We start from the raw sequence: 25,173 nt of genomic DNA, 5'->3' as shown, positions 1-25,173 counted from the left end.
TCTTATTACAAACAACGACAATAAGAACCAAAGAGGTTCATTACCTGCCACACAACCATATCTCAACAACGCCTTAAATGGAGACAAAACATAGTGTACCCAGTTATAATCACGCTCAACAAATAACCTTATGCAAAAACAGAGATGACCGATTATAGAAAATATAATAAAGGGTTTTAATAAACGACAATAACCTTTGGCAACAACATTCTTAATACTATCCATTTTCCAAAACATACCTGCCTTGAAAAAAACCATGGCATGAAAAAGAAAAAAAGAAAGTTTTCCAAATCCAGCACTTCATATCCCAAATATCCACGAAGATGAAAGGATATCATATGAAGGATCATCAATCCTCCAACACTGTCTAATGAAGTATCTCTTTGAGACATTTTGACTATGGCAATGATTGATAATACTGATGTATTTTTGAATAAAGAACCTCAAATTGTTATATCTTTGCCGCAATAGCTTCACACATCTCTCCTACGTTCCTCCAACTAGAGATATCTGCAGCTGTGAATTTTAATTTAAAAGACTTCTCTATACTCACCACAAGCTGAATATGACTCAGTGAATCCCACTCCTCTATAGTAAGCATCCGATAAAGTACACTATAAAAAATGGCTGTATCTCCTTTCCTGGTAAGCAGCCATCTATCGTTGTATCTCCATCATTCTTTATTCTTTTCCTTCCATTTGTGTGGCGTAAGCATCCGATAAAGTACACTATAAAAAATGGCTGTATCTCCTTTCCTGGTAAGCAGCCATCTATCGTTGTATCTCCATCATTCTTTATTCTTTTCCTTCCATTTGTGTGGCAACATTTGTAGCAGTTCCTCATAATTTGCCTTCTGCATATATGGCATTCTTGCTATAACGTCATTCAGATAAGTGCGCGGATTTACTTTATGCGCTTTGCACGTAGCCAGTAACGAACAGACGACACTCATGCTGACGGCCGCCTGATGGTCTCCACAGAACAAGTAGTTCTTTCTACCCAATGTGATTGGTCGGATGGCATTTTCCGCCAGATTGTTATCAATATGGATACGTCCATCCTGCAGATACCTCATCATATTCTCCCAGCGGGTATAGGCATAGGTTATCGCCTTTCCGGTCAGGCTGTTTGGGCTGTATTTTATCCCTTCTGTTTCCATCCATAGCTTCAAGGCATCCATAATAGGTCCGGCAAGTTCCTGACGTTTTCCCATTCGTTCATTTTCTGTAAGCTGCTTCTGGTCACAGTCATGTTCTATGCGATATAGAAGCTGTATTTCTTTTTAAGGCATGTTCCGCCATCTGCCTGTTTTCAGCAAGTGCCTGCTCAAAATACCTGCGTATATGAGCCATGCAGTTAACAAGGCGCACATTCGGGTTGACCTTGAAAGCCGATTCGTAACCCTCAAAGCCGTCACATTGGAAATAACCCTTGAAGTCTTTAGCCAGTTGCCCTATCACCGTACCTGACCGTGATCCTTTGTCATAATGGAAAAGCACCAGTCGTTCGACTACCGCCCTGACCATCCACAAGTATTCCTTGTTGGTCTGATGTCCTGCCTTGTCCAGTACAGGTACGGTCGTTTCATCCCCCTGTATGTAGTCGGATTTCATGATTTCCTGCCTGAGTACCTCGTAAAGTGGCTTGAGAAGTTCAACCGCAGGCTTGAACCATCCGTCTATGGTACTTTCACTAGCTTTGAAGCCCAGGTGATGCAACTGTTTCACCTGGCGGTAGAAGGGAAGATGATACTCATATTTCTGCAGGAGTATCTCCGCCAAAAGTGTAGGTCCCGCTATTCCTTTGTATATAGGCAACAGCGGCATGGCGGCTATCTCCACTCCTTTTCTGCCGACCGGTGGAAGTGAAGTGTTGTCTTTAAGGGCATATTTGGGCCGTACAATCTCCTTTATATAAAGTTGTCCGGGCTTATGTTCCACCACACGGGTCACTTCCTCACCAATCTTCCTGTACAGTTCCAGGTCAATGTCTTCCGGCTCGATGATTACCCTTTCAAGTACGGGAAGACCTTCCATTATCCTGCGGTTATTCCGTTCCCGTTTCTTGCTCTCCACCGTTTCTTTTGTGATTGTCTGCACCGCTACTTCACGCGCTTTTTCCAGTTCAGCCGCGTTATCAGGAAGAAAGTCACCGAACAGGTCAGGCTGGTTGGAATCAAGAGACGGGAGTTTCTCTGACTTGTGACCGAAAAGCTGGCGGTTCAGCCATGCGACTTGAGCCGTCAGCTCATTGAGACGGTTCTGTAAGGATTCATTCTGCCGGGTAAGCCTGATAATGGTCTCAGCCTGGGATGCGTTCACCTGCTGCAGGGACTGCAGCATTGAGTTCATCTGTGAAAGCATCTCTTCCTGAGTCATAATCCGTTTCTTTTAATTACACTATAAATGTACAAAATATATCCCGGACAGACAAGGAATACGACATCTATTTTTATACAGTATATACATTTCGTTCCGCCCTCAGACGTCTCAAACGCTGCCCGGGAGATTCACGGATTCCTTCCACCATAATGACAAGATCGCGCCATTCCATCGGATAGCTGCGCGATTTCTCGTCATATTCGGGAATCTTGAAATGACCGGCTTCAAGGCGCTTGACATACATCACCAGACCGCCATCCTCGGCATGGAGAAGCTTCATCAATTTACGGCTGCTGCCAATGAAGATGAATACATCACCGTTCCTGACACTGCAGCCCATACGCTCGTGTACCACACCGCAGAGAGAACTGATACCCTTGCGCATATCAGTCCTGCCGGGGCAGAGAAAATACCGCATCGTATCATTCAGGCAGAACATGGCAACAGGCGTATTGGTTAATCAAACGGGAAGCGGCCTCTTCCATACCGGCACCCAAATGGGCACGGACGCCATTAGGAAACAACAGGGTCATTCCGGAAACAGAAGAGGAGGAAGCAATACAGGGGGACGTCAGGCTGATGGGGGCTAAGACTGATTGGGGAGCAGATGTCTCGTGATCGGGAACACTGGAAGATTTACGTTTCCAATAATTGTACGTGGAGTAACTGACATGTTCACGTTGCAGAAATTTCAGAAGACTCAGACCGCTTAAACGATGCAGTTCCTGTAAAGAGGTAAATTGTTCTTTTGTCATAATGAAAATATGTTAGAAGTTCATGCAATATTGCACAGGCAAAGGTGCTATGAAAATATGACAGAGAAAACGGGTACTTTATCGGATGCTTACCCTCTATATCATCAGAAGTAGTAGTATCTGTCAATACAATATCCTCGTTATCAAGCACATCACAGAAAATTTCTTGTACCTGCACCATAATTTCATTCTTTGTCATTTTCATTTATTTTTAAAGTTTATCCTAATAATTTGCGTATCATTTTTATATAAATCATGAAATTCATAAAATCCCCATACCCGCATTCACAGGGATTGTTACTCCATTCACATGTTTCGGTGCATACACCAAAGACTCAATCACCTGCGCCACATCTTCAGGCTTCAATATCTGTTTCAGTGGATGCTCTTCAGTCAACTGTTCTATCACACGTTCATCTGTTTCAGCAGTAAAGTCAGTCTGCATAAATCCTGGTGATACACAGTTGCTAGTAATACCTACCTTAATATACTCTTTACTCCATGTCTTCGCCAATTGAGCTACATACGCCTTAGTGGCACCATACATACCATAACCTAGTGGAGGAGTGCCTACAAGTGAAGATGTTAACACAGTTACGATATGACCATTCTTTCTTTTACGCATTCCCTCCAATGCAGCCTGTGTAATGGCAACTAAAGACAACACATTGCTTTGAAAATGCTCCATTAATTGTTCACTTTCCAATTTATGGAAGCGTATTCCTCTAGGTGAACCGACCCATGCATTATTCACCAACACATCAAGGTTCCATGTCTTAATAGCCGTCACAAGCCTTTCTACATCCTCCAACTTCGTCTGATTACACTTAAAAGCGATAGTATTTGCATACTTTTCTGTTATCGCAGTTGCTTTGATGTCCGAACTATAATAGGTAAAATATATAAGATTGTCGGCACATTGTGCCAATCGTTCAACAGTAGCTCTACCTAAGCCACCTGTCACTAAAATATTCATATCACTCCAATTTGTACATGCCCCTTTGACACCACCTGACTATGTTGATTACGAAAAGTAAACTTTAATTCCACTGTATTTACACTTTCAAAAACTTCTTCCACTTTTATTTCAGCATCTAACACATCATTCATAAACACTGGTTTCTTGTATTGAATATCTTGCGAGTGAATAATCACATCTGGAGATGGAAGACACATTCCAATCAGTGTACTCACAAACGCATTGATTATATTACCATACATCACACATTCTGGAAATCCCTTACTCTTTGCAAATTCCAAATCAGTATGTAGTGGATTCATATCACCACTACATATCTGAAATGCCTTGTATATCTCCTGTGTCACCACAAATTGATGAGTCACAAGTGACATGTTCTTAAAAAGTTCTATCATTTTTTCTTAAATGGTTTATACTGCTTTTAACTTGATTTTTTTATAAAATTTATCAACAGCCATCGTTGAGAAATATGCTAAGATGAATGACAAAGCAATAATTATTACTACGGCCATTACATTACCTCTGTATCCTATTTGGATAGCTGCATTTACAAATAGCATATGATATAAATATATCGCATAAGACACATCGTGCTTGATTTTGATTTTCTTAAATCTGTACGCTATGCCGAAGATACTGCAAGCCAATAAAACTGAACCTATTAATGTATATGGTACAATGATGACAGAGAAAGGATAGAGCTCATTTATAGCCAATGCAATTAAACTAACATACCAATAGTTAACAAGGAATGGCATAATAACACTAAAGAACTTTGCCACAAAACTACCAAACAAAAACATCCACAGATATGATAAAATTGATAATCCTATCACTTTATTTACTATCGCTGGCAAAAAATTAAGTAACTTCAATTCTATTATAACTCCACATACGATACTTAAAAGCATAACAATTATCCATTCCCTTATTGTTTTTTTATTTAACCACTTATACAAGAACCATATAGAGATATAAAATTGAATAATGATAGGAATAGTCCATAACGAAATATTCAAAGAGCCTATGCCATACGAATCAAACGCTGCAGGAGTATGATTGGGAAATACCGTTGATTGAAGTATTATCATCTGTAAATAATCATCTATGTCAACTCCTTCATAGAATAATAGTAAACACACTATTTCAATGATAATACTAAACCACAATTCGGGATATAATCTCAAGACTCTTTTTATACAAAATGATTTAAAATCCTTTGTTCTACCTATAGATAACCATATTAGGAAACCACTTATCAGAAAGAATACAGGCACGCCATTAATGGGGTTCACCAAACTACTTAATACAGGCACCTTAACAGCCATAAACCATCCTATGTGATACAACAACACATTGATACATGCATAGAGCCGAATAAAATTAAAACAATTATCTGTGGGATTGATGGTTTCCATATTACTCTATTATTCTTTTTATGTAGCACTCACAAGGTTTGTATGAGTTAACATCAAGTACATATTGCATAGTTTCTACCCCCTCTATCTTAGTGAATCCAAGATTTGGATAGTGTTGTTCTACCATTGCATTCTTAGCGGTAGGCAAGTATTCCCCCACAATCTTTATAAAGCCATTGATCTTAGCCCATTCCATAATAGTGTTGAGTGCAAAATTTTCCATGCCTCGCTTCAGCACTCGACAACTCATGAACCAAGTATCAACAAACAATGTTTCTGTATTCTTCTTATTTAGAATGATTACACATATAAGCCCATTATCACCAAACTTATCTTTTAACGTAAACGAGAAAGTAACATAGTTATCATTCTTTTCTATAGCAAAAATCTCTGCATCGGTGTAACGTACCGTGCGCAAATTAAACTGGTTACTACGTTGTGACAACTGTGCCACACGAGGAATATTGAACTTATCAAAGCCCTTTACAACGCTCACCATATCAAGTGACTTCAAGAAGTCTGCATCGTTAGTAAAACTCTTCTGCATCGATACACGTTTAGCCTCCACCTGGTACTGTTTGGTACGTTCCTTGTCATCCTCACTATACGAGGCAGTCTCGAAGAGATTCTGTGAGTAAAGGAATTCCAAATAGTCACTTGGATCTTCCGGCAATTCAGGTACAGTCACACCAGCCACATTCTCTCGCACCATACTACGTTCAAACGGATTATCATCGAGGAATACCATCGAGTCAAAGCTAATATTCAATATACTCTGAATAGTACGGATATTATCAGCCTTATTCTCCCAATTCGCCACGAACACAGCTATATCATCTAATTTCAATACCATTTCAGGATTTTTCTCAAATGGTTCCTTCGCCTTTTTCTCATCATTTTTAGAACACACTGCAATAATGATACCACGTTTTTTCAGCTTTTTTACCCACTGCTGAAACTCACTAAATGCTTTACCAATGCCTAATCCATGACCCACTTGAATATTTTCCCAACCATCATCGCCAACTATTCCACCCCAAACTGTATTATCAAGATCTAGTATCAGACACTTTTTGAACTTCCCCTCGACAGCAGCAATAATATCCACTGTTCGTGAAGCCACATAAGGTAGTGCGTCAAGGCTCAGTATCATCTCAGTGTTGACATATACCGATGAATCAAACATCATATCCCTCCCCTTCTTAGCGCTCACACCTGCAAGATCGCACACAAAAAGATTATGATATTGTTGCGAGAGGTTCATTAACTCGAAATTCAGTTTGGCAAGCTGATAGATAAACGAATTCTGTACTTTGCTGGCATAACTACCAAACACCGTATCATCTATCTCAGGATAGTTGTAGTAAATAATACGTCCTTTCACTTGTTCACACAACAGACGGATGAAATCTAGGCGTTCTTCAGCCAACAGTACTTGTTTGGCAGACTCTAATATACTGTATTTTTCCAACAACTTATGCGTTGACTGAAACACAATAGTGTAGTCAGCACCAAATTTATACAAATCGCTAGTAGGATCCATCACCTGACGTTCCACTTGGTTATACTCTGCCTCGAAAAGATTTACATTATAACCTCTTAGTAATCCCTCACCCTTTATTGAAGTAGCCAAAAACTGCGTAGCTGTATCTCCTAACAACGCCACCTTTATTTCTTTTGTATCAAGCTGCATTTTTTGCATGCTCTCTTGTATTCTTTTAGTGTATACATATTTACGACAAAAATTCTGCGATTTCCTCACGTTTGTTTATATAATGCTTATCATAATTCTTTCGAAGTTTTACCAAAGGTATGCGCTCTTCTTCAGGATATTCCTTTGCCTCAAACTCCAGCACCTCTTCCGGTGTCATATTGAAGCCTATAATCTTCGCAGGATTACCAGTCACAATAGCATACGGAGGCACGTGCTTCATTACCACAGCACCTGGAGCCACAGTAGCACCACGCCCAATCTTTATAGCCCCAAGTACCAATGCTCCAGCAGCAATGCGCACATTATCACCAATAACAGGCTGACCAACTTTCGTGCGATGCCCGATGCTCACACCTTGATTTATCCAACAGTTCTTACCCATCTTAGCAGGAGAAATAAGTGTATTATATCCATGTTGCACTATCAAACCTCCCCCCAATTCTCCGGTTGAAGTAATATCAAGAAATTGTTGTGGTGCAGCAAAAATGCACAATCCCTTCATCCACCAATGATGTTCTCTCCCCACACGAGCATAAAATATATTGCGAAACATAGTGTAGAAAGTCATTAGATAACAAAAGCTATAAAATGTAACTTCCTCTGTAGGCCAGCAGAATTGATTCAGATTTCGTAATAAATCCTGTTCCATATCATTGCGATTATGAGCATTCTTGAAATATAGCCAATGGAAAAAGAATCGCCAACTTGTCAGAATTATATATACTTTTTTCATTTTGATAATGTGTTAAATATGTTTATCCATTTTTGCGTTATATTTCCTATTGCAAATCGCTCGGAAGATACAAGTGCTTTTTGTTGCATACTTCTCAACATATCTTCATTATCCAACAGCTCCAAAAGATGCCGAGCGAAAGAAAATATATCGCCCCATTCAACTACATAGCCATTTTCTCCGTCATTCAATATATCCTGTATTGCAGGAAAAGTATTCATTACTATTGGTACAACTCCCATCTGTAATGACTCCAATAAAGTCATTGGGAAGCCTTCCCAAGTAGACGACATACAAAATATAGAAGACTTACGATAATACTCAAATGAGGTTTGCCGCCCCTCAAAAGAAACTTTTTTAGTCCATACAATTTTACTTGTTCTTCATAGAATGCTCGATCTGGGCCATCACCTACAATCACAAGTTGCCAATCATTTTCCTCATTCTCAACCTGTTTCCAAATCTTAAACAGTAATGATAGCTTCTTTTGCGGTTCATATAGTCTTGCTACCACCAAGGCTAACTTTTGTTTCTGCTGTAGCTCATTCTCTTCCATCTTATATTGAAATGATAGAGGATTATTCATGAATGTCATCTTATGATGATTATTTCCCAAACCTAGCACCTCTGCATAAGATTTAATGAGTGATTGAGATAACAGAACTGTCAAATCAGACACATCGTAGCTTTTTCTATGCCGTTTTCTTAATTTCCTACTACTTTGAAATGCGAACAAAGGGTAACCAATAGAAATAAGTACTTTCTTTATACCCAAAGCACCTTTGACTGCCTCTCTATAATGTTGCGCCTTACATTCTGTACTATTATGCAGACAAGTTATAAGTTTCGCTCCAGTAACATTGCACACTTCACGTAAAAATGGACTATAGTAAAGATTACTCTGATTAATAATAATGTCAATGTTGTACTTCTGTATATACTCAATATAAACTTGCTTATCATATTGTGCACTGATAAGTTGGCAGGGCAGATAATCCCACTTTAGATTCATCTCACAAGAATAAAGGTATATACAACGACATATTATACCTTGTTCTGCAAAACTCTTAGCAAGAATGTTTGTTACTCGTTCTATGCCCCCGCGCTGCGGATCAGGATAGAAATTTGTAATAAATAGTAATGACTTCATTGCAACACCTTTCTGGATACTCCTTTAAGTTTGAATTTCATATAGAGCCAACAAAATACTTTTGAATAGAAACGAAACAGTAGTTTATGCTTCACAAACTTAACAAATCGTAAATCTATGTGAGTCTTTAATAAAGCAAAGTTATCGTCATCATTAATAAAAGTTCTAGCATTGTCATAATGAATTGCATCATATCCAAGTTCTGGCACAAATGCACTATACAGGTTAGTTGCCATTCGATTACTCTTAATCCAACGCTTATATTCTATAGGAAAATGCTCTGTCAAACTGTAAAGCAATTGTTCAACTTCATCATTCAACCTATACGAATACAGCGAAGTATATATCATAGAAGCAGAGTTTACGCAATAATAATAGCATGGCATATCTATAGACTTAAATTTTTTTACCCTGTATGAAATTGCAACATTTATAATCCAATCCTCCCCAAGACTGATACCTGAGTCAACTAACTTCTGAAACATCCCTATATCAAACAAGTCCCTTCTATAGATACCACTATGGAGATAAGGAGGAATCTTCTGAACCATCACAGCCTTAAAGTACTCATCATTACTTGTAATAGTCCTACCATCATAATTATACTGTTCATACCATTGGTTACCTGTCTGCAAGTCTTCACGCATTATACGTCCTCTTACCACATCATACCCTTTTGAAATTTCACTATATAATACTTGCAAAGAACCCGATGCCATATAATCATCAGAATCTACAAAAATAACATATTCGCCTTTTGCTACCTCAAACCCAGCTAAACGAGCAGAAGGAAGCCCCCTATTCTCTTTGTGAATAATCTTAATTATATTTGGATACCTACTCTGGTACTTATCGCAAATGGCAGGACAGTTGTCAGGACTACCATCATCTACAAGTATCAACTCATAGTCTTGGAAGTTTTGCGAAATAACCGAATCGATACAACGGTGCAAATATTTCTCAACTTTATATATTGGTACCAACACTGATACCTTAATTTGTCTATCATCCATTTACGCACAATTCTACTGCATTATATATTGCATTTTTCAACTTAGCACCTGTTCTAACTTGTTTTGAGACTTCTTTTACCGAAGTAACAATTGTCAATAGTTCATCATTAGTCAAAGCAGCTATAGTAACAGGAATATCTTTAAGGCTATCAACACAAATACCCAAATGATATTTTCGCACATATTCTGCCATTGCACTCTTACTCCATACTATTACAGGACGATTTGCTGCCAAATAAAGTGAAAACTTGAATGGAGCATTTATCATTTGGTATTCTCCCATGATGCCATTACAGGTATTTACAGATTCTCCATCCCAAACCAAGCCCCAATTACCCTCAATTTCATTAATGCTACTTGGACTGAAACGGCCTTTATATATTATATGATGCGATAATGCAAAGTCGCACGATCCTCCATACAAATACATTTGGAACATTTCATCAAAAATGTCTTCTTTACAAAAATCTGCCAGAAATATGCTTTTATTCAGGTTTCCTGCAAAAATGAGTTTCACTTTACGTAAATCTGTTTGACATGGAATTTCATAATCTGATAAATAATCAAAAAATTCCAAAACAATAGCCGGACCCTCATATCCGTACTTTTTACATTCCTCAACCATTTTTTGAGAGTGCAAAATACACATGTCCGCAAGTTGAAATAGCAAACCATCTCCATAACTTTTTTCTTTATAGCGTAATGTATTCAAATCATGTACAAAAAAAACAACCTTATTCCCTCGTTGCTTAAAATACTTTGTTACAAATTCAAAATTCTCTGACTTAAGACTATATTGGGGATATTGCATAAATATAATTGATTCTTTTACAGCAAAACGTCCCATTGCAAACTGCAATTTGAGTAACGCATTATTCCATAGATGCTTTAAGCTACTTACCAAATTATTCCTACTGCCCGAAAAGGAAATATATTTTGGTGATAAACATACAACACCTGACTCTCCAAAAGATTGTACAGAGTCTTCTCTTGGTTTGGTAGATGCATCGTATGTTGTACTACATCTTGAATATTCAAGAAAATCAAAAAGATACGTCTTTGTCATAAATATGTTAAATTTCGTTTGATTGTATCTAATAAAGTTCTACTAGAACCATTTAAATTCCATTTTATGAAAAAAAATCGCTATTCCATAACTCATCATTAAAGCTACCCCAAACATACCTACAACGGAGATAATTGGATACATTATGTACAGTTGACTCACTAGTGAATTTCGAAGTAAAAGAACTATAATAAAATGATGAATCAGATATATTGCAAAACTACATTTATCTAAGGCTAATATTACTCTTGAAAAGATAGTATTCGTAAATGGTTTATCAGAAATAAAATGAAACAAGAGTAGATTAAACATTATATATAGAAGTGTCTGTTTAAAAGGAAATTCAAAACAAACACATGTTATCCATAACAAAATACTTATTCTCAATAACAAACGGTTCATGTTTTTTATCTGCTCATAATAGTTGCTTACTATCCAACCCGTAAAAAACCAAAACATATACGATACTATTTTACTCACATCAAATATCAAAAGATTTATATCGCCTAACCTACTTGCAAAAAACATCAGAGGAAAGGAAAATACAATAAGGATCCTAGTATCTACTTTTCTCAAAAATATTGCAATAGTAAAACATGAGAATAGTGTTGTTAAGAACCAGAGATGACCTGGTGAGCTATTTGGCCCCGCCAATGGTTCTATCACAGCGAAATAAAGAGTCATGAACAAAGCATATGGAACAAGAAGCCTATCAAATTTATTCAAAATCAACAATACCTTCTTCTCAACTTTATGTTTACGGGAAGAGAAGTAGAGCATGCCTGACATTATAAAAAACGTAGGAAGCATCTTGTCTGCAAGTACTATATTACACAGCCAATGTCCAAACGACTCTATTGTTGCATTATCATACATATTCCACCCACCATAACTTAAAAATGGACAAAAACAATGATATAGCACAATTATCAAAGTAGCAAGTACCCTTATACGCCTTATCGAATTACTATAACTCATTTTATTAATATTCATCTGCCTTTTTTAGTGGACTCATAAATTTGAGTTATTCATATAGTAAAAGACAATTTTATACAAATAAACCACTAATCTTAGAAACTAGCATTTTTGTCCAATTACTATATATAGGAGCTAGTATTAAAACAATAACAACCATTGTTACAAGCAATATCCATGGATTACCTATATACTCTGCCGCAAAATACAATACCACGCCATGCAAAAGATAAATTTCGAAAGAATAATTGTCTAACCAACTGAGAAAACATACACCGCTAATATCTATCTTGCGAAAAGCAAAGTAAACTGCCAAAGGCATAGCGTTGCTAGCAACAAACCACCAGCCCGGTAGCGAATGAATGTGACAACCATAACAGCCATAGAGACAGCACAGTATTGCGGCGGTTATTAATGTACGACAAAAGAAAGTTGAGTTGTATTTTTTTACAAAAGCAACGCTTACTCCCATTGGAAATGAAACAAGCGAGAGAGTCCATAATGACCAATGTAATACACTTGTACAAAGCATTAATACCAATGTGAATAACCAAACTAATACTAGTCCGTATTTAATATTCTTTATCCATCTAAAGGCAACAAAAAAGGTTACATAGCATGTAAGTAATGCAAAAATAAACCAAGACTTGGGTGAGGTACCATATCCTGCTACTAACCTCTTTCCAATCAAATGCCATGAGAAATCACCCACTAGTGCGAGTATCCCCCAATAGATAAGCGTAATAATGAGCACTGGAATAAACAACTTACTCAATCGCTTCCATAAAAAAGTTATCAAAATATACAATACCTTTATTCTGCAGCGACACCATTAGTCCATAGCCTGATAAAAAAAAAGAAGTAAGATACACTTGGTGCCCCCATCACGCCGAAGTTAGTAAACATATAACCAACACCAAAGTATGGCACAATATGACATGCCATCACCATCACTGCCAATATACCACGTAAAGGGATAGTATACGCAAGATTGAATGGCATATCTTCATGGAGGGACAATTGCCCATAAATTAGTGTAAGGATAAGTATCATTGTTGCTATTAACATATATTCACTTCTTTATTAGAGTCCTCCCCAAAAGTATACGATACATAACAAACCATATAAATTATAATCAATATACTTGATTGGTCAGATTGAATATTGTGGTAATCTTGTCATAAAAGTGAATATTCATTAATTCAAGAAAGGCTACTATCATTGTTATATTTACTACAAATCATTTCTTTCTGTACCACAATAACAGTTATACTCAAGAAAGCTTTCTGAAAATTTTCAATATTATACTCATCACGCTCCATTTCCATCCACATTTCTCCCTAAGTGCCATCATAATATGTCCTTCAGGTGATGACAAATACTCAAATTCAGGGCGTGATATAGGAGTAGAGTATTCATCAAATAACATTCTCACATTGTTTATCATCTCATCGATTTCACGAGTAAAGCCTTCATTGCGCACTCGCAAGTAGAAATCAGAACTGTAGAATGGATGGATATTATTGTGAGCAAAGAAACGAGCGTTAAAAAAATGGAGTATCTTGGCAGAGTAGAGATAACGGATACTAGCTGCAATCTGACAGTTGTATTCACCATCAAGCACACGAATCACCTGACCTGCATCAGCATCGGTTTTTAGTAATGCCGGCTGATCCTTTGGATTATTCTTCTCAATAGCAGAATAAGTCCAGTTCTTGTTCCACTGTTCAAAAAAACGATGTACCACCTCTGTATCCTTAGCATAAATAACACCGGAATTAAAATAATCCACCACATGGCTTACATCCTGTCCAAACAAGCGATACATCTCGCTGAGCATATAACCTCGGAATGGATATTCAGCAAAAGACACATGGAAGTCTGGCACTATAGCAAGCTCTGCCTCAATATTGTCAATATCATCAAGTGGATCGCAAATGACAGTATCGGTGTCGATGAACATGAAATCACCACTGACATGCTTGCGAATGCTAGTCTTGATAACACGTGAACGCTGCAAAAACGTATATTCTATAGGCGTATCAATCACTTTAATCTCTGTAGCCAGTGTGACTAACAGCGAACGGTTGCCAGTAAGTGACGCAGCAGTAACATCATCAACCAGTACCACCACCTCTGCATCTTTGTGATATTTTCTCAACGAATATACCGACACCAGACACTGCTCATAGTAAATATCCTCAGGAGAACTAACCAGAACGTAAACTATCTTTGTCTGCATAAATATTTATTTTATTTTGTCACCCAAGAATACTACCGATAATAGTTTACTCAAGCGAATGATAGAACTTAAAATTAAGCAACCGCTTATGATGATAAGTGCTAAAGCAACTCCACCAAATAACTCAAACAAGATGTTGTGTGATATACCATTTTCAATACCAAGCAAAGAACTTATCCACGATTGATTGCGAGGAAGAAAAAAGAAATGCAGAACATAAATGTCAAGTGTGTGGCGACCTATGTATAGCATAGCCTTCTGTATGACTTCAGGAAACGTCTCCTTGTATGCAACCACCAATGAATAAATGACATGCACAACAGATATCCCCATTAACCAATTGCTTATCAGCAGATTTACCTCTCCTGTTTTATTTATTGTCAACACACAAGATATCAATACGATAGAAAAGGCAAATAGAGCACTATGATAGGAAGCAATAAACTTGCTTATCGTTTCTTGATATGTCATGAAAAGTTGCCCGAATATAAAGAATATGAAAAACTCCTTCAAAGCATAAGCATTAATGTAGTTGGCATAGGTAAAATCAATATATATTGCAACTTTAGCTATCAGATAGGCCATAACCACAAGAATCGCATAAGCAGATACTCTAAATATGGGCCGTGTGACTTTGCGCACAAGATATGAAAAAGCATAAAACAGTATATAAAATTCAAAAAGCGACTCTAAAAACCAATATCCGAACTTATGTTGATCCTGTATCATATGAGTGATATCACTATGCCTAATAAGTAACGTAGCAAGTATACTACATGAGATAAAAGGCAAAAGTAATTGTCTGGCCTTATCTAAAAGTTTTAAACCAATGTCTTTCATCTTGCTTTGTGGTTTTGCAAACAAGCCACACAAAAAAAGAACAATGGCATTTCGCTGACATTGATAAATACACATACTAGCGACCGAGTGCTACTGCCTAATATTTCAGCATCGTATGAGACATTGTATAGATGACCAACAACTACAATAATAATGGCAATGCACTTCATGTAATCATAGGTATCAATGCGTTGCCTTTCTTTCATGATTAAATAGAAATTTATAACTGAAATACAAAAAGGTTGGTATCAATAAACTTACCAGTGACAACAGTGATGCAGGCAAATAATCTTCAAGTCTATAATGAATGAATTGGTGCAGATACATGATTACAATTGACGCAGAACCAATGGCACTCAATACTACATACAACACCTTATAGTTTTGAAAAAACTCTGATATTACGATTACTGCACCAATACTCAGTAGCGACAAAAGAGTCGATAAAACCGGAATACCCATGTTAGCATGTTTCATATCCATCAAATACCTATCTGGCAAAAAATACAATACAATTAGTAGGGCTATAGATAAGACTACAGTAGTACGAGTACAAAAACATCGAGCAGTGAACGATCGACATTGATAGCCTATGAGCATATATGTACAAGCTAGGGGCACGTTTTGAATAGATTGAAATGTACTAATATGAAAAAAACCAAGCATTATCGAAAAAACGTAAAGTATAATCATCCAATAAATTGGAGATAATCTATTATTTATCAAAATATTACAAACAACCAATGAAATAAAAAACACTGGCATATACCAAAATACACCATAATCATAAATCAAACTCTCTGTATCATATACATAGTGTTTCACGATCTGTATTACGCTTTCATTAGCTTGATATGGCAGAAATATTCCTGCAACAAGCAGCAAAAGAAAGAATTCCAAATGTGGTATGAGTAGTCTCTTTGACTTTCTGACAATAAATGTTTTATGTGCTACTGTAGGATGTAACGTATACCCCGCTAAAAAAAGAACATAGGCATATGAAATAAATAGAAAAACCTGTATTCTGGTATTATGTGTGCCACCGTTACAGCGATAATAGCAAATCCCTTGTAAACATCAATCCAGCATTGTTTCATTCGTGAAGCAGTTTGTAAAGATCATACTTCTCAAATACAGCTTTTAACTGGGTGTCATTAAGATTCTGACCACCATTGATATTGATTAAACCAACATCTTGCACATCCTCATTTACTACATAATCGTTACCATGCAAATCAGTAGAATGAACCAATTGGCTCTTAGTACCAGCTTTCAATGCCATAGCCTTAAACCATATATCATCAGCAAACTTGCAGATACTAAGAAAGGTATTTTCGTCTATAACCTCAGGAGCCATGCAATGAGGTGGATATAGTACACTTCCCACACCTGTTGGTAGATTGAAATGTGAAGGTACAGTGTCTGTGCTCTCCCATTCCCATAAAAAATAAGGCAACAAATTACCATTAGCATCCAGCCTCATTTTATGCATACGGTGACAATAAATGAAAGCGGGATTTTGTTGGTAAGCAACAATGAGATGCTCTAACACATCGTACTTATATATCAAATCATCGTCGATAGTGATAACAACAGCTTCCGGATATTTGCGTAATGCAGGCACAAGTTTCGTGTAAGAACGAATATCTTTGCAATACTCAACCTCCAAACCACGTTTCTGAAGTAATTGCAAATTTATTGGCAATGGTCTTTCTTTGTATGAATTATCTATCCATAATATAATGCGATTAGCTTTCATTGTTTGCTCCATAATACTCTCGATAGTAATAGCCACATCGTAAAAACGCCTGCCATAAGTGGTAAGTGATACGATAATTTCGTGGTCACAATACTTTGTATCAACAATACCTAATTCATGAAGATGCAAAATGTTCTGTTCCATCACCAATCTACGACGCAGATATTCTGCCGCACAAGAGGCTTTAGCTGAAGCCTTAAAGAGATTCCGATATTTTATGAAAATCTGTTTTAATAACATATTTACTAACTCTTAATAGATTTCAGAATGGCCTTAGGTGTAATATGCATTACCAAGCGAATAAAGAGAAACATTACAGCTATCGCCAATATAGTTTTCACAATAAAAGATAAATATATATTACTTATCGGCAACAAACAGTGTTGCATTACCATTACAACAAACAGTATTAAAGCACTTATAAATGGCTTGATCAAATGACACAACAAATTCCCAAACGAACAATGGAACACTGAATGATACATAGTGCGATAGGTCAGCATGAAATTAATGCAGAGCGAAATATTCCACGACCATGCTATCGCCTCAATAGTCTTGAACCAAAAAGCAGCAATAAACAGTGTAGAAACGGTAAAAAATGTGTTGCGTATTCCAGTTAAGAACATATATTTGGTAGAATTCGCTGATTGGAACACTCCACCAGATGATGATAATATCATCTGCAGCGGCAATGATAACGTCAATATTTGAAAGGCAGGAACTGCCAAATTCCATTTGTTACCGTATACAATGTTTATCAAATCATAAGCAGTGAAAAGCAAATATATTGCCAAAGGGAAACTTACATTACCAAGTATCGAGACAAGCTTTCCATATTTCTTTTCCATCTCACTTATATCATCCTGTAATGTAGACAGTACAGGTTGAAGAACAGGATTCAAGACTTGCGTTACCTTTGACAATGGCATCATCATCAAGCGATATGACTTATCGTAATATCCAAGTGAATCCATACTCATGAGTCTACCTATAACAAGTTTATCTAAGTTACGAGAAAAATAGTTGACCGCATCAAATAAAAACTGATATATAGAATATGAGAAAATTCTCTTCAGCGGAATCAGATTGAAATGCCAATCGATTCTTCGTGGATAGTAATACAGATTGATAACACACACACAGATGCTTGTAAATATTGGCGGTATGATAAGAGCATAAACACTCCATCCATGATATGCCACAATAATAGCAAAAATGCCACTAATGATTTGAAGAATAAGTGAGCGTGTTGCCACAAATTTGAATCGCAAGTCACGCATCATCAATGAATTAGGAACAAGATTAGCAGAATTCATCAGAAGATTGACAGCCAAAATCTGGCATATAGGGACAAGTAATTGGTTGTCGTAGAAGTTTGCTATGCTCCATGAAGAAACGAAGAATACTCCCCCCAACACTAATCCAAGTATGAGAGTGGCAGTAAATATAGAATCAAGATCTGTCTCCGTCAAATCTTTATACTGTATAATAGCAGGACCTATGCCCATAGAGACGAATAAAGCGAAAAAATCGATGATAACAGATGCAACCGTTACAACGCCATACTCCGAAGGACTCAATATACGAGCCAATATCGCTGAGATAATAAGCGATATAAAAAAAGCAGAGTACTTTTCTACAGCTGACCAAAACACCCCCGTCAGCATGGTTTGTTTAAGAGTTGACATCCAATTTTAAACTAATTAAAGCAATTATGTAACATTCTATTTTTCTCCTATTCGGGTATAACTAAATCCCATTTCTTCTAACTCCACGCGATTCCAAATATTACGTCCATCTACAATATACTTATCAGTCATCACCTTCTGAATCACGCTCCAAGTGGGTAAACGGAACTGTCTCCATTCAGTCATTAGCAGCAGGGCATCAGCGCCATCGGCACAGTCATATAGATTTTCAGTATAAATTACGACCTCACCGATACGACGTCTACACTCTGGCATAGCAATAGGATCAAAAACCCTCACAGTAGCACCATACTTTAGAAGTTTGTCTATTACGACCAAAGCGGGAGCTTCACGCATATCGTCTGTATCAGGTTTAAAAGCCAAACCTAATATAGCAATGGTTTTACCTTTTATATCACCCATCAAACGGATAAGTTTATCATAAACAATACTTTTCTGACGATCGTTAACACGCTCCACTGCTTCAATCACCTCCATGTGGTAACCGTTGTCGATGCCTGTATGCACCAGTGCTTTCACATCTTTTGGGAAACAGCTACCGCCATATCCGCAACCAGCATAAAGAAATTTCTGACCAATACGCACATCAGCTCCAATGCCTTTACGTACATAATCTACGTTAGCTCCCACTCGTTCACACAAATTGGCTATATCATTCATAAAACTAATCCGGGTAGCTAGCATGGCATTTGCTGCGTATTTAGTCATCTCTGCACTAGGAATATCCATAAAAATTACACGGAAATTCTGGAGCAAGAAGGGTTGATAAAGCTTAGTCATCACCTCTTCGGCCTTCTTGCTCTCAATGCCTACTACCACCCGGTCAGGACTCATAAAATCTTTAATAGCAGCTCCCTCTTTTAAAAATTCGGGATTACTGGCTACATCGAAGGGGACATCTACCCCACGCTTGTTTAATTCCTCCTGAATGACAGTTTTCACCTTTTGAGCAGTACCTACAGGTACAGTTGATTTAGTCACTAAAATCGTGTACTTGCTAATACTTTGTCCAAATTGACGAGCTACAGCAAGTACATACTTCAGGTCGGCACTGCCATCCTCATCTGGTGGAGTTCCTACAGCAGAAAAGACAACTTCTACATCATCCAAGACTTCAGTCAAGTTTGTCGTGAAATTCAGTCGCCCATAACTTACATTACGCTTCACCAACTCTTCCAGACCAGGTTCATAAATAGGCATGTCACCTGCTTTCAGTTTGTTTATTTTATCTGCGTCTACATCCACGCAAGTCACAGTGGCACCCATTTCTGCAAAACAAGTACCGGACACCAAGCCAACATAGCCTGTGCCTACAATTGCTATATTCATATATTATTATTGTTGAGTACTTATTATTTTAGGTATTTATTCTTCCTTTACTTTATGTTCTCCATAGCCGTAACCATAGCCATAACGCTTACCATAACCATAATATTTGCCATATTTGCCATAACCGTAATAATAACCATATTTCTTCTTTTGAAAATCAAGACCGTTAATAACGGTACAGATATTGGGAAGCTTATTATCAGCAGCCAACTCATTAATCAAAGTAAACTCTGCTTTTCGGCTATAATCAGCACGACACACATAAACAGACAAGTCCGCTACACGACCTACAAGCAAAGTATCGGTCACCATACCAACAGGAGCAGTATCCAAAATCACATAGTCAAAGTTCTTTTTCAAAACTTCAATCGCTTTATCTAAGCCATCACGAGCTAGCAATTCTGTTGGATTAGGTGGTACTGGTCCACCAGGAAGAATATATAAATTCTTACTAATATCCGAAGGCTGAACGAAATCCATTAGATTCTTTTCCGGATTCGACAGAAATTGAGTAATTCCCTGTTCTTTTCGCGGAATATGAAAAATTTTATTTAAACCGGGTTTACGAATATCAAGTCCCACAATCACTACCCTCTTTCCTAACAAAGACAGGCTGATCGCTAGATTTGAAGAAATAAAAGATTTACCCTCGCCACTCACTGTCGAAGTCACCAAAATTACTTTCTGATCATTCGTAAGCATAAACTGAAGGTTAGTTCGGATGTTACGGAAAGTTTCACTCATTAAAGTATTTTGATTCTCAAATACAGCAATAGAACCTGTTTTTTCGTTGGTTAACGGTACATCACCTACAATAGGCAATCTTGTTAATTTCTCAACATCGCTACGCCCCTCTATCTTGAATTTAGTAAGACCGATCAGGAAAATGATTCCAATAGGTAAACCCAATCCTACAACCAAAGCAATCATGTAAATTGTTTTAGGTTTAGGAGAAACTGGACCTCCTTCTGCTGCTGGCTCATCTATAATTTTAGCATTATTTGCAGTAGCAGCTAACGTAATAGCATTCTCTTCACGTTTCTGTAATAACATTAAATAAAGCCCTGCCTTGATTTCCTGTTGACGTGCAATACTTACATACTGACGTTCCTGTCCTGGAGCATCACTGATACGACGGGAAAAGCGACTAGCCTCACGATCCAGATCTGCCTTCACAATAAGTAAGCCCTGCAAAGTTCCATTAATAGCAGCCTGCACATTTGCTTTCATAGCACGAATACTCATATCCAGATTCACAATCATCGGATTGCTCTCTGTAGAAGTGCGAAGCAAACGTTTACGTTCGATAATCAATTCATTGTAGCGCTCTATTTGAGTAGTTAAACCATTATCAGATAAGCCTATATTACTAGGTAACACCTCATTTTCATTCGACGGATTATTTATATATTTAGTAAGATCACGCACCAAATTGATCTGTGTCCCATTTTCCACCCGCTTCTTTTCATATTCTGCATTTCCAGATACAGCTAACTGGGCATCACTGCTAATATCAGTTAACCCTGCATTTCTTTTAAATGCCTCCAGTTTATCCTCTGTACTTCCTAATTCTTCATCAATAATCTGAATACGTTCATTTATAAACTCTCTTGTTTTTTCAGCAACTTCATTTTTATCATTATTGGTATTTCGGTTATACATTTCCATCAACTTATTGATAAAATCTTGAGCTCGCTGTATATTTGTATTCATTAACGATACTACAGCTACAGAAGTTGCTTTAGAAGTCGGAGCTATGCTTAATGCCCATTGATATCCCTTTGCCACCCCAAATGGCTGACTAACTACGGCACTGATATTTCGCGTAACATTCTGCCCTTCTATCTTTCCATTTGATAAAGAATCTTTTAATGCAAACCCAAATGTACCTACATCTGTAGGTAATACCGCCGGAAGTTTCTCAAAATGTTTATTATACTCATTCAAACCCACTTTTAAATTTACATCCAAACCACCATCCTGAGTAAGCTTCATATCAATCATAGCTACACCCGGCAAATTATCTGCCTCTTGTGCTGTTAGATTCACAATTATCGGAGAGGTTTTATACAACTCTTTTTTAGGAAATTCATCCTCATCATAATAAGTTATATAGAGTTCCAGATTATTGACGACTTCTTTAAGTATCGTTTTTGAACGCAATACCTCAATTTCATTATCAATGCTTTGTGTAGAAGTAATCATTCCACCTATTCCCAAATTCTCCAAGTCAGAAACAGAACCACCTCCACCACCTTTTTTATCGTCTTTTATCATGATAGAAGCAGAGACTTGATACACCGGAGTCTGAAAATATAAATATCCCCAAGCACCAATTAAACAAATTAAAATAGAAGCCACAAACCAAGGCCAATGAATTATATACTTAAAGAGAAGTTCCTGATAATTGACTTTTTCTTCATCCACTTCATTCATGTTATTTTCGTACGAATTTTCTTTCATTTTTAATCATTTATTTTATGACTTTATCGTAATATAGTTATTAACAGGTTAGCTAATGAAACCAAAATAGAAACGCCAGAGAACCACAAACCTGTACTAGTTCCAACATCCGAATTCTTAGCCTTAGTCTTATTAGGTGTCACATAAATTATATCATTCTGCTGTAACTGATAATAAGGAGACAACACCGTTTCAACCTTATTCAAGTCCATAGTAATAATTTCTTGCTTGTTATCTTGCCCTGTTCGGATCAATTTCACATTATCGCGCATACCATAAATAGTCAAATCACCTGCCATAGCGAGTGCTTCCAGCAAATTAATCTTCTCGTTAGAAACTACAAAACTACCCGGACTAGCGACCTCACCCAGCACTGAAATCCGATAATTAACAATACGCACAGTTACAAGCGGCGCTTCTTTCAAATAAACCTTCAACTTATCTATAATCAGATTTTCTATTTCCAGTTTTGTCAATCCACCTACATGAATCTCGCCCAACACCGGAAAGTTGATATTCCCCTGATTATCTACCAAATATTGCTGTGGAGCATCAGTACCCGAGTTTACCAGATTGAAAGGTGCAGCCAGTTCCGGAGTAGAACAAGACACGGCAATCGTCAACAAATCCTTTGGCATTACCTTCACACCTGTCTGACGAACACTCTGTTCTGTATCATTCACAAAAGCTGTATCTTGTAAATAAGGTACTTTCTTATATGATTGGCAGGATACCAGCAAAAAAGCAAGTAACACACCCAAAGTCAATCGTTTCAGTTTTCTCATAACCACCTACTCATATTATTTTACAACTATTGATTTAATCTTTATTTCAATTTTCAACTCTCAACCTAATAAGCCTCTTTATCCCCACGGATGACATTATACACAGTCTTATACATGATATATAAGTCCAGAATGAACGTCCAATGTTCGATATACCAGATGTCACGTTGCACGCGTCCTTCCATCTGCCAAAGCTCTTTTGTTTCTCCACGAAAACCTGTCACCTGTGCCCAACCTGTAATACCCGGTTTAACAAAATGACGAACCATATATTTATTTATTAAATGGGAATATTCTTCTGTGTGCTTCAACATGTGCGGACGGGGACCCACTAAAGACATATCCCCTTTCAGTACATTAATAAATTGAGGAAGCTCATCCACATTCGTCTTGCGAATCAGATTACCGATACGGGTTTTACGAGGATCGTGTTCGGAAGCCTGAAGCGTATCACTTTGTGCATTCACCTGCATCGAACGGAATTTATAGCACCAAAATTCACGACCATCTTCACCACTTCGTTTCTGTTTGAAAAAGACAGGTCCGGGAGAACTTATCTTTATAGCCAGTCCCACAATGACATATATAATCGGGAAAAGGGTACAAAGGAACAGTAGCGAGCAAATAATATCAAAGCTACGTTTCACAATACGATTTTCCAATAACTCTAGTGGCTCACGACGGATAGAAAGTACCGGAACATTACCTAGCATTTCAAAATGCATTCTCCGTTTCAGATAGTTCCGGACATTGGGAACGCTGAAAAAACGAATCAGATGGTTCTCACAATAGTTGATAATCGGCACAATTTCAGCACTACGGGCGGAAGGAAGACTGCAATAAAGCTGGTCTACTTTTCCCGCATTACGGGTCAAATAATCAACGGCTTCGCATGGCTGTCCCAAATATGCTACATTCATAGGATAGCGGTCTGATGGAGAATCTTCAAAATATCCCAGTACCCGAAATCCGGATGTCGGATCATCCGTCATGGAATGATAAAGTTCCTGCATATTTTCATGGCTACCCACCAGTACTACCTTTCGGACATTTTCCCCACTTTTGCGATAAAGCTCCAGAATATAACGAAACGTCAGGCGATAAGAAATAATAACGATAATGAGAACTACGTAAAATGCCCCCAGCTGACGCAGGTTAACACATTCAAAATGGAAAATGTATGAGAGTCCCAACACCATCAATACAAAAGGAATCATGTTCCGTGCCACTCGAAGCATGATTTGCTCCGGACGAACCACCGGACGATGAAGGATCACTCCGGAACGAATGTTGCAAACCAGATAACATAAAGTCATCAAAGCCATGCTCTGGAAAAGAGGCATGGAAAACTCAAAAAGGGAACGGTTTCCCCAAAGAGAATCGAATACCCACAACAGTAAGTTCAGTAAGATAATGTCCCCTAAAAGGACAAAAGATTTTAGGACTTTATTAAAACGTTGGACTTCCTGCATAATATTATTTATCTTTTTTCATTCAATCATCATATGCTAGCTCTACCACTCCATTAGTACAGTTTTTATCATTGTTAGCAAGTTCCTCTTTCTTCTTTTTCCTGTACCGAAGATACATCAATGCCCACTTTTCTATTTTTTCAAGAATTTCTTCATCAGTAAGAGCGTTACAATAAAAATCAAGAATACCTTCGTAATACTTCAGATGTTTATCGGAGCCCCCCTTAGATCAGAGTAAGTCGTATGCCCCATGTGCATAGCATCACACATTGCTGTAATATTCACCCCCGCACGTCTCAACTCCTCCTCAATCAGGATTCCTAAAGCCTCGTGGCGAATTTCGTTTCGCATGTCCATTTCTTTGTTTTTTGTTAAATATGTAAGTTTCAC

22 protein-coding genes and 2 pseudogenes are annotated in these 25,173 nt (G+C 37.5%); all 24 read right to left on the bottom strand.

What is annotated here, in order from left to right; all coding sequences use genetic code 11:
* Positions 1–451 precede the first annotated feature (451 nt).
* Complete coding sequence (locus tag NXX38_RS16465; RefSeq protein WP_258980274.1) at positions 452–601, bottom strand: acyl carrier protein; 150 nt, start codon at positions 599–601, stop codon at positions 452–454.
* A 186-nt stretch (positions 602–787) separates the two neighbouring features.
* A pseudogene (gene tnpC / locus NXX38_RS16460) lies at positions 788–2,378 on the bottom strand (IS66 family transposase).
* Between the two features lie 73 nt (positions 2,379–2,451).
* Complete coding sequence (gene tnpB / locus NXX38_RS16455) at positions 2,452–2,820, bottom strand: IS66 family insertion sequence element accessory protein TnpB (RefSeq protein WP_167511782.1); 369 nt, start codon at positions 2,818–2,820, stop codon at positions 2,452–2,454.
* A complete protein-coding gene (gene tnpA / locus NXX38_RS16450; protein ID WP_217723764.1) occupies positions 2,804–3,136 on the bottom strand; it encodes an IS66 family insertion sequence element accessory protein TnpA in 333 nt (110 codons plus the stop codon). Before tnpA ends, tnpB begins: the two co-directional genes overlap by 17 nt.
* Before the next feature lie 262 nt (positions 3,137–3,398).
* Positions 3,399–4,112 carry an SDR family NAD(P)-dependent oxidoreductase gene (locus tag NXX38_RS16445; RefSeq protein ID WP_258980273.1) on the bottom strand — a complete coding sequence of 238 codons (714 nt, stop codon included), beginning with the start codon at positions 4,110–4,112 and terminating at the stop codon, positions 3,399–3,401.
* On the bottom strand, positions 4,109–4,510 hold the full coding sequence (locus tag NXX38_RS16440) for a MaoC/PaaZ C-terminal domain-containing protein (RefSeq protein WP_258980272.1): 402 nt from the start codon (positions 4,508–4,510) through the stop codon (positions 4,109–4,111). Before NXX38_RS16440 ends, NXX38_RS16445 begins: the two co-directional genes overlap by 4 nt.
* A gap of 15 nt (positions 4,511–4,525) precedes the next feature.
* A complete protein-coding gene (locus NXX38_RS16435; RefSeq protein ID WP_258980271.1) occupies positions 4,526–5,533 on the bottom strand; it encodes an acyltransferase in 1,008 nt (335 codons plus the stop codon).
* Between the two features lies 1 nt (position 5,534).
* The gene (locus tag NXX38_RS16430; protein ID WP_258980267.1) at positions 5,535–7,235 is read right to left on the bottom strand and encodes an HAD family hydrolase; all 1,701 of its coding nucleotides are present in this window, start codon (positions 7,233–7,235) and stop codon (positions 5,535–5,537) included.
* Between the two features lie 31 nt (positions 7,236–7,266).
* Positions 7,267–7,980: a serine acetyltransferase gene (locus NXX38_RS16425; RefSeq protein ID WP_258980266.1), complete on the bottom strand. Its 714-nt coding sequence runs from the start codon at positions 7,978–7,980 to the stop codon at positions 7,267–7,269.
* A pseudogene (locus NXX38_RS26960) lies at positions 7,977–8,536 on the bottom strand (glycosyltransferase). Before NXX38_RS26960 ends, NXX38_RS16425 begins: the two are co-directional and overlap by 4 nt.
* A gap of 590 nt (positions 8,537–9,126) precedes the next feature.
* Entirely contained in the window at positions 9,127–10,143 is a 1,017-nt protein-coding gene (locus NXX38_RS16410) for a glycosyltransferase family 2 protein (RefSeq protein ID WP_258980264.1), read from the bottom strand.
* Positions 10,136–11,209, bottom strand: a complete 1,074-nt coding sequence (locus NXX38_RS16405) for a glycosyl transferase (protein WP_258980262.1) — start codon at positions 11,207–11,209, stop codon at positions 10,136–10,138. Before NXX38_RS16405 ends, NXX38_RS16410 begins: the two co-directional genes overlap by 8 nt.
* A gap of 42 nt (positions 11,210–11,251) precedes the next feature.
* Positions 11,252–12,187: an acyltransferase family protein gene (locus NXX38_RS26955; protein WP_409013817.1), complete on the bottom strand. Its 936-nt coding sequence runs from the start codon at positions 12,185–12,187 to the stop codon at positions 11,252–11,254.
* Positions 12,188–12,257: 70 nt separating this feature from the next.
* Positions 12,258–12,983 carry an acyltransferase gene (locus NXX38_RS16400; RefSeq protein WP_258980261.1) on the bottom strand — a complete coding sequence of 242 codons (726 nt, stop codon included), beginning with the start codon at positions 12,981–12,983 and terminating at the stop codon, positions 12,258–12,260.
* Positions 12,984–12,997: 14 nt separating this feature from the next.
* Entirely contained in the window at positions 12,998–13,252 is a 255-nt protein-coding gene (locus NXX38_RS16395) for a hypothetical protein (protein WP_258980259.1), read from the bottom strand.
* Positions 13,253–13,457: 205 nt separating this feature from the next.
* The gene (locus NXX38_RS16390) at positions 13,458–14,426 is read right to left on the bottom strand and encodes a hypothetical protein (RefSeq protein WP_258980257.1); all 969 of its coding nucleotides are present in this window, start codon (positions 14,424–14,426) and stop codon (positions 13,458–13,460) included.
* A 6-nt stretch (positions 14,427–14,432) separates the two neighbouring features.
* Positions 14,433–15,341: an acyltransferase family protein gene (locus NXX38_RS16385; protein ID WP_258980255.1), complete on the bottom strand. Its 909-nt coding sequence runs from the start codon at positions 15,339–15,341 to the stop codon at positions 14,433–14,435.
* Positions 15,342–16,359: 1,018 nt separating this feature from the next.
* Positions 16,360–17,265, bottom strand: a complete 906-nt coding sequence (locus NXX38_RS16380) for a glycosyltransferase family A protein (RefSeq protein WP_258980239.1) — start codon at positions 17,263–17,265, stop codon at positions 16,360–16,362.
* A gap of 5 nt (positions 17,266–17,270) precedes the next feature.
* Positions 17,271–18,713 carry a lipopolysaccharide biosynthesis protein gene (locus NXX38_RS16375; protein ID WP_258980231.1) on the bottom strand — a complete coding sequence of 481 codons (1,443 nt, stop codon included), beginning with the start codon at positions 18,711–18,713 and terminating at the stop codon, positions 17,271–17,273.
* A 36-nt stretch (positions 18,714–18,749) separates the two neighbouring features.
* A complete protein-coding gene (locus NXX38_RS16370) occupies positions 18,750–20,063 on the bottom strand; it encodes a UDP-glucose/GDP-mannose dehydrogenase family protein (RefSeq protein WP_258980229.1) in 1,314 nt (437 codons plus the stop codon).
* 36 nt (positions 20,064–20,099) lie between these two features.
* A complete protein-coding gene (locus NXX38_RS16365; protein ID WP_258980227.1) occupies positions 20,100–22,526 on the bottom strand; it encodes a polysaccharide biosynthesis tyrosine autokinase in 2,427 nt (808 codons plus the stop codon).
* 23 nt (positions 22,527–22,549) lie between these two features.
* Positions 22,550–23,311, bottom strand: coding sequence for a polysaccharide biosynthesis/export family protein (locus tag NXX38_RS16360; protein WP_258980224.1), 762 nt, complete (start codon positions 23,309–23,311; stop codon positions 22,550–22,552).
* 65 nt (positions 23,312–23,376) lie between these two features.
* Positions 23,377–24,783, bottom strand: coding sequence for an undecaprenyl-phosphate glucose phosphotransferase (locus NXX38_RS16355; protein WP_258980219.1), 1,407 nt, complete (start codon positions 24,781–24,783; stop codon positions 23,377–23,379).
* A gap of 201 nt (positions 24,784–24,984) precedes the next feature.
* Positions 24,985–25,134 carry a hypothetical protein gene (locus NXX38_RS16350; RefSeq protein WP_167511822.1) on the bottom strand — a complete coding sequence of 50 codons (150 nt, stop codon included), beginning with the start codon at positions 25,132–25,134 and terminating at the stop codon, positions 24,985–24,987.
* Positions 25,135–25,173: the final 39 nt, after the last annotated feature.

Origin of the sequence: Bacteroides sp. BFG-637 (genome assembly GCF_024793605.1) — a bacterium.
Lineage (GTDB): Bacteria > Bacteroidota > Bacteroidia > Bacteroidales > Bacteroidaceae > Bacteroides > Bacteroides vicugnae.
This window is presented reverse-complemented; position numbering and strand designations above follow the sequence as displayed.

Excerpts from the sequence above, each read along its gene's own strand:
- NXX38_RS16465 (WP_258980274.1), bottom strand. The coding sequence starts at position 601 with ATGCTTACTATAGAGGAGTGGGATTCACTGAGTCATATTCAGCTTGTG.
- tnpB (WP_167511782.1), bottom strand. The coding sequence starts at position 2,820 with ATGTTCTGCCTGAATGATACGATGCGGTATTTTCTCTGCCCCGGCAGG.
- tnpA (WP_217723764.1), bottom strand. The coding sequence starts at position 3,136 with ATGACAAAAGAACAATTTACCTCTTTACAGGAACTGCATCGTTTAAGC.
- NXX38_RS16445 (WP_258980273.1), bottom strand. The coding sequence starts at position 4,112 with ATGAATATTTTAGTGACAGGTGGCTTAGGTAGAGCTACTGTTGAACGA.
- NXX38_RS16440 (WP_258980272.1), bottom strand. The coding sequence starts at position 4,510 with ATGATAGAACTTTTTAAGAACATGTCACTTGTGACTCATCAATTTGTG.
- NXX38_RS16435 (WP_258980271.1), bottom strand. The coding sequence starts at position 5,533 with ATGGAAACCATCAATCCCACAGATAATTGTTTTAATTTTATTCGGCTC.
- NXX38_RS16430 (WP_258980267.1), bottom strand. The coding sequence starts at position 7,235 with ATGCAAAAAATGCAGCTTGATACAAAAGAAATAAAGGTGGCGTTGTTA.
- NXX38_RS16425 (WP_258980266.1), bottom strand. The coding sequence starts at position 7,980 with ATGAAAAAAGTATATATAATTCTGACAAGTTGGCGATTCTTTTTCCAT.
- NXX38_RS16410 (WP_258980264.1), bottom strand. The coding sequence starts at position 10,143 with ATGGATGATAGACAAATTAAGGTATCAGTGTTGGTACCAATATATAAA.
- NXX38_RS16405 (WP_258980262.1), bottom strand. The coding sequence starts at position 11,209 with ATGACAAAGACGTATCTTTTTGATTTTCTTGAATATTCAAGATGTAGT.
- NXX38_RS26955 (WP_409013817.1), bottom strand. The coding sequence starts at position 12,187 with ATGAGTTATAGTAATTCGATAAGGCGTATAAGGGTACTTGCTACTTTG.
- NXX38_RS16395 (WP_258980259.1), bottom strand. The coding sequence starts at position 13,252 with ATGTTAATAGCAACAATGATACTTATCCTTACACTAATTTATGGGCAA.
- NXX38_RS16390 (WP_258980257.1), bottom strand. The coding sequence starts at position 14,426 with ATGCAGACAAAGATAGTTTACGTTCTGGTTAGTTCTCCTGAGGATATT.
- NXX38_RS16385 (WP_258980255.1), bottom strand. The coding sequence starts at position 15,341 with ATGTGTATTTATCAATGTCAGCGAAATGCCATTGTTCTTTTTTTGTGT.
- NXX38_RS16380 (WP_258980239.1), bottom strand. The coding sequence starts at position 17,265 with ATGTTATTAAAACAGATTTTCATAAAATATCGGAATCTCTTTAAGGCT.
- NXX38_RS16375 (WP_258980231.1), bottom strand. The coding sequence starts at position 18,713 with ATGTCAACTCTTAAACAAACCATGCTGACGGGGGTGTTTTGGTCAGCT.
- NXX38_RS16370 (WP_258980229.1), bottom strand. The coding sequence starts at position 20,063 with ATGAATATAGCAATTGTAGGCACAGGCTATGTTGGCTTGGTGTCCGGT.
- NXX38_RS16365 (WP_258980227.1), bottom strand. The coding sequence starts at position 22,526 with ATGAAAGAAAATTCGTACGAAAATAACATGAATGAAGTGGATGAAGAA.
- NXX38_RS16360 (WP_258980224.1), bottom strand. The coding sequence starts at position 23,311 with ATGAGAAAACTGAAACGATTGACTTTGGGTGTGTTACTTGCTTTTTTG.
- NXX38_RS16355 (WP_258980219.1), bottom strand. The coding sequence starts at position 24,783 with ATGCAGGAAGTCCAACGTTTTAATAAAGTCCTAAAATCTTTTGTCCTT.
- NXX38_RS16350 (WP_167511822.1), bottom strand. The coding sequence starts at position 25,134 with ATGCGAAACGAAATTCGCCACGAGGCTTTAGGAATCCTGATTGAGGAG.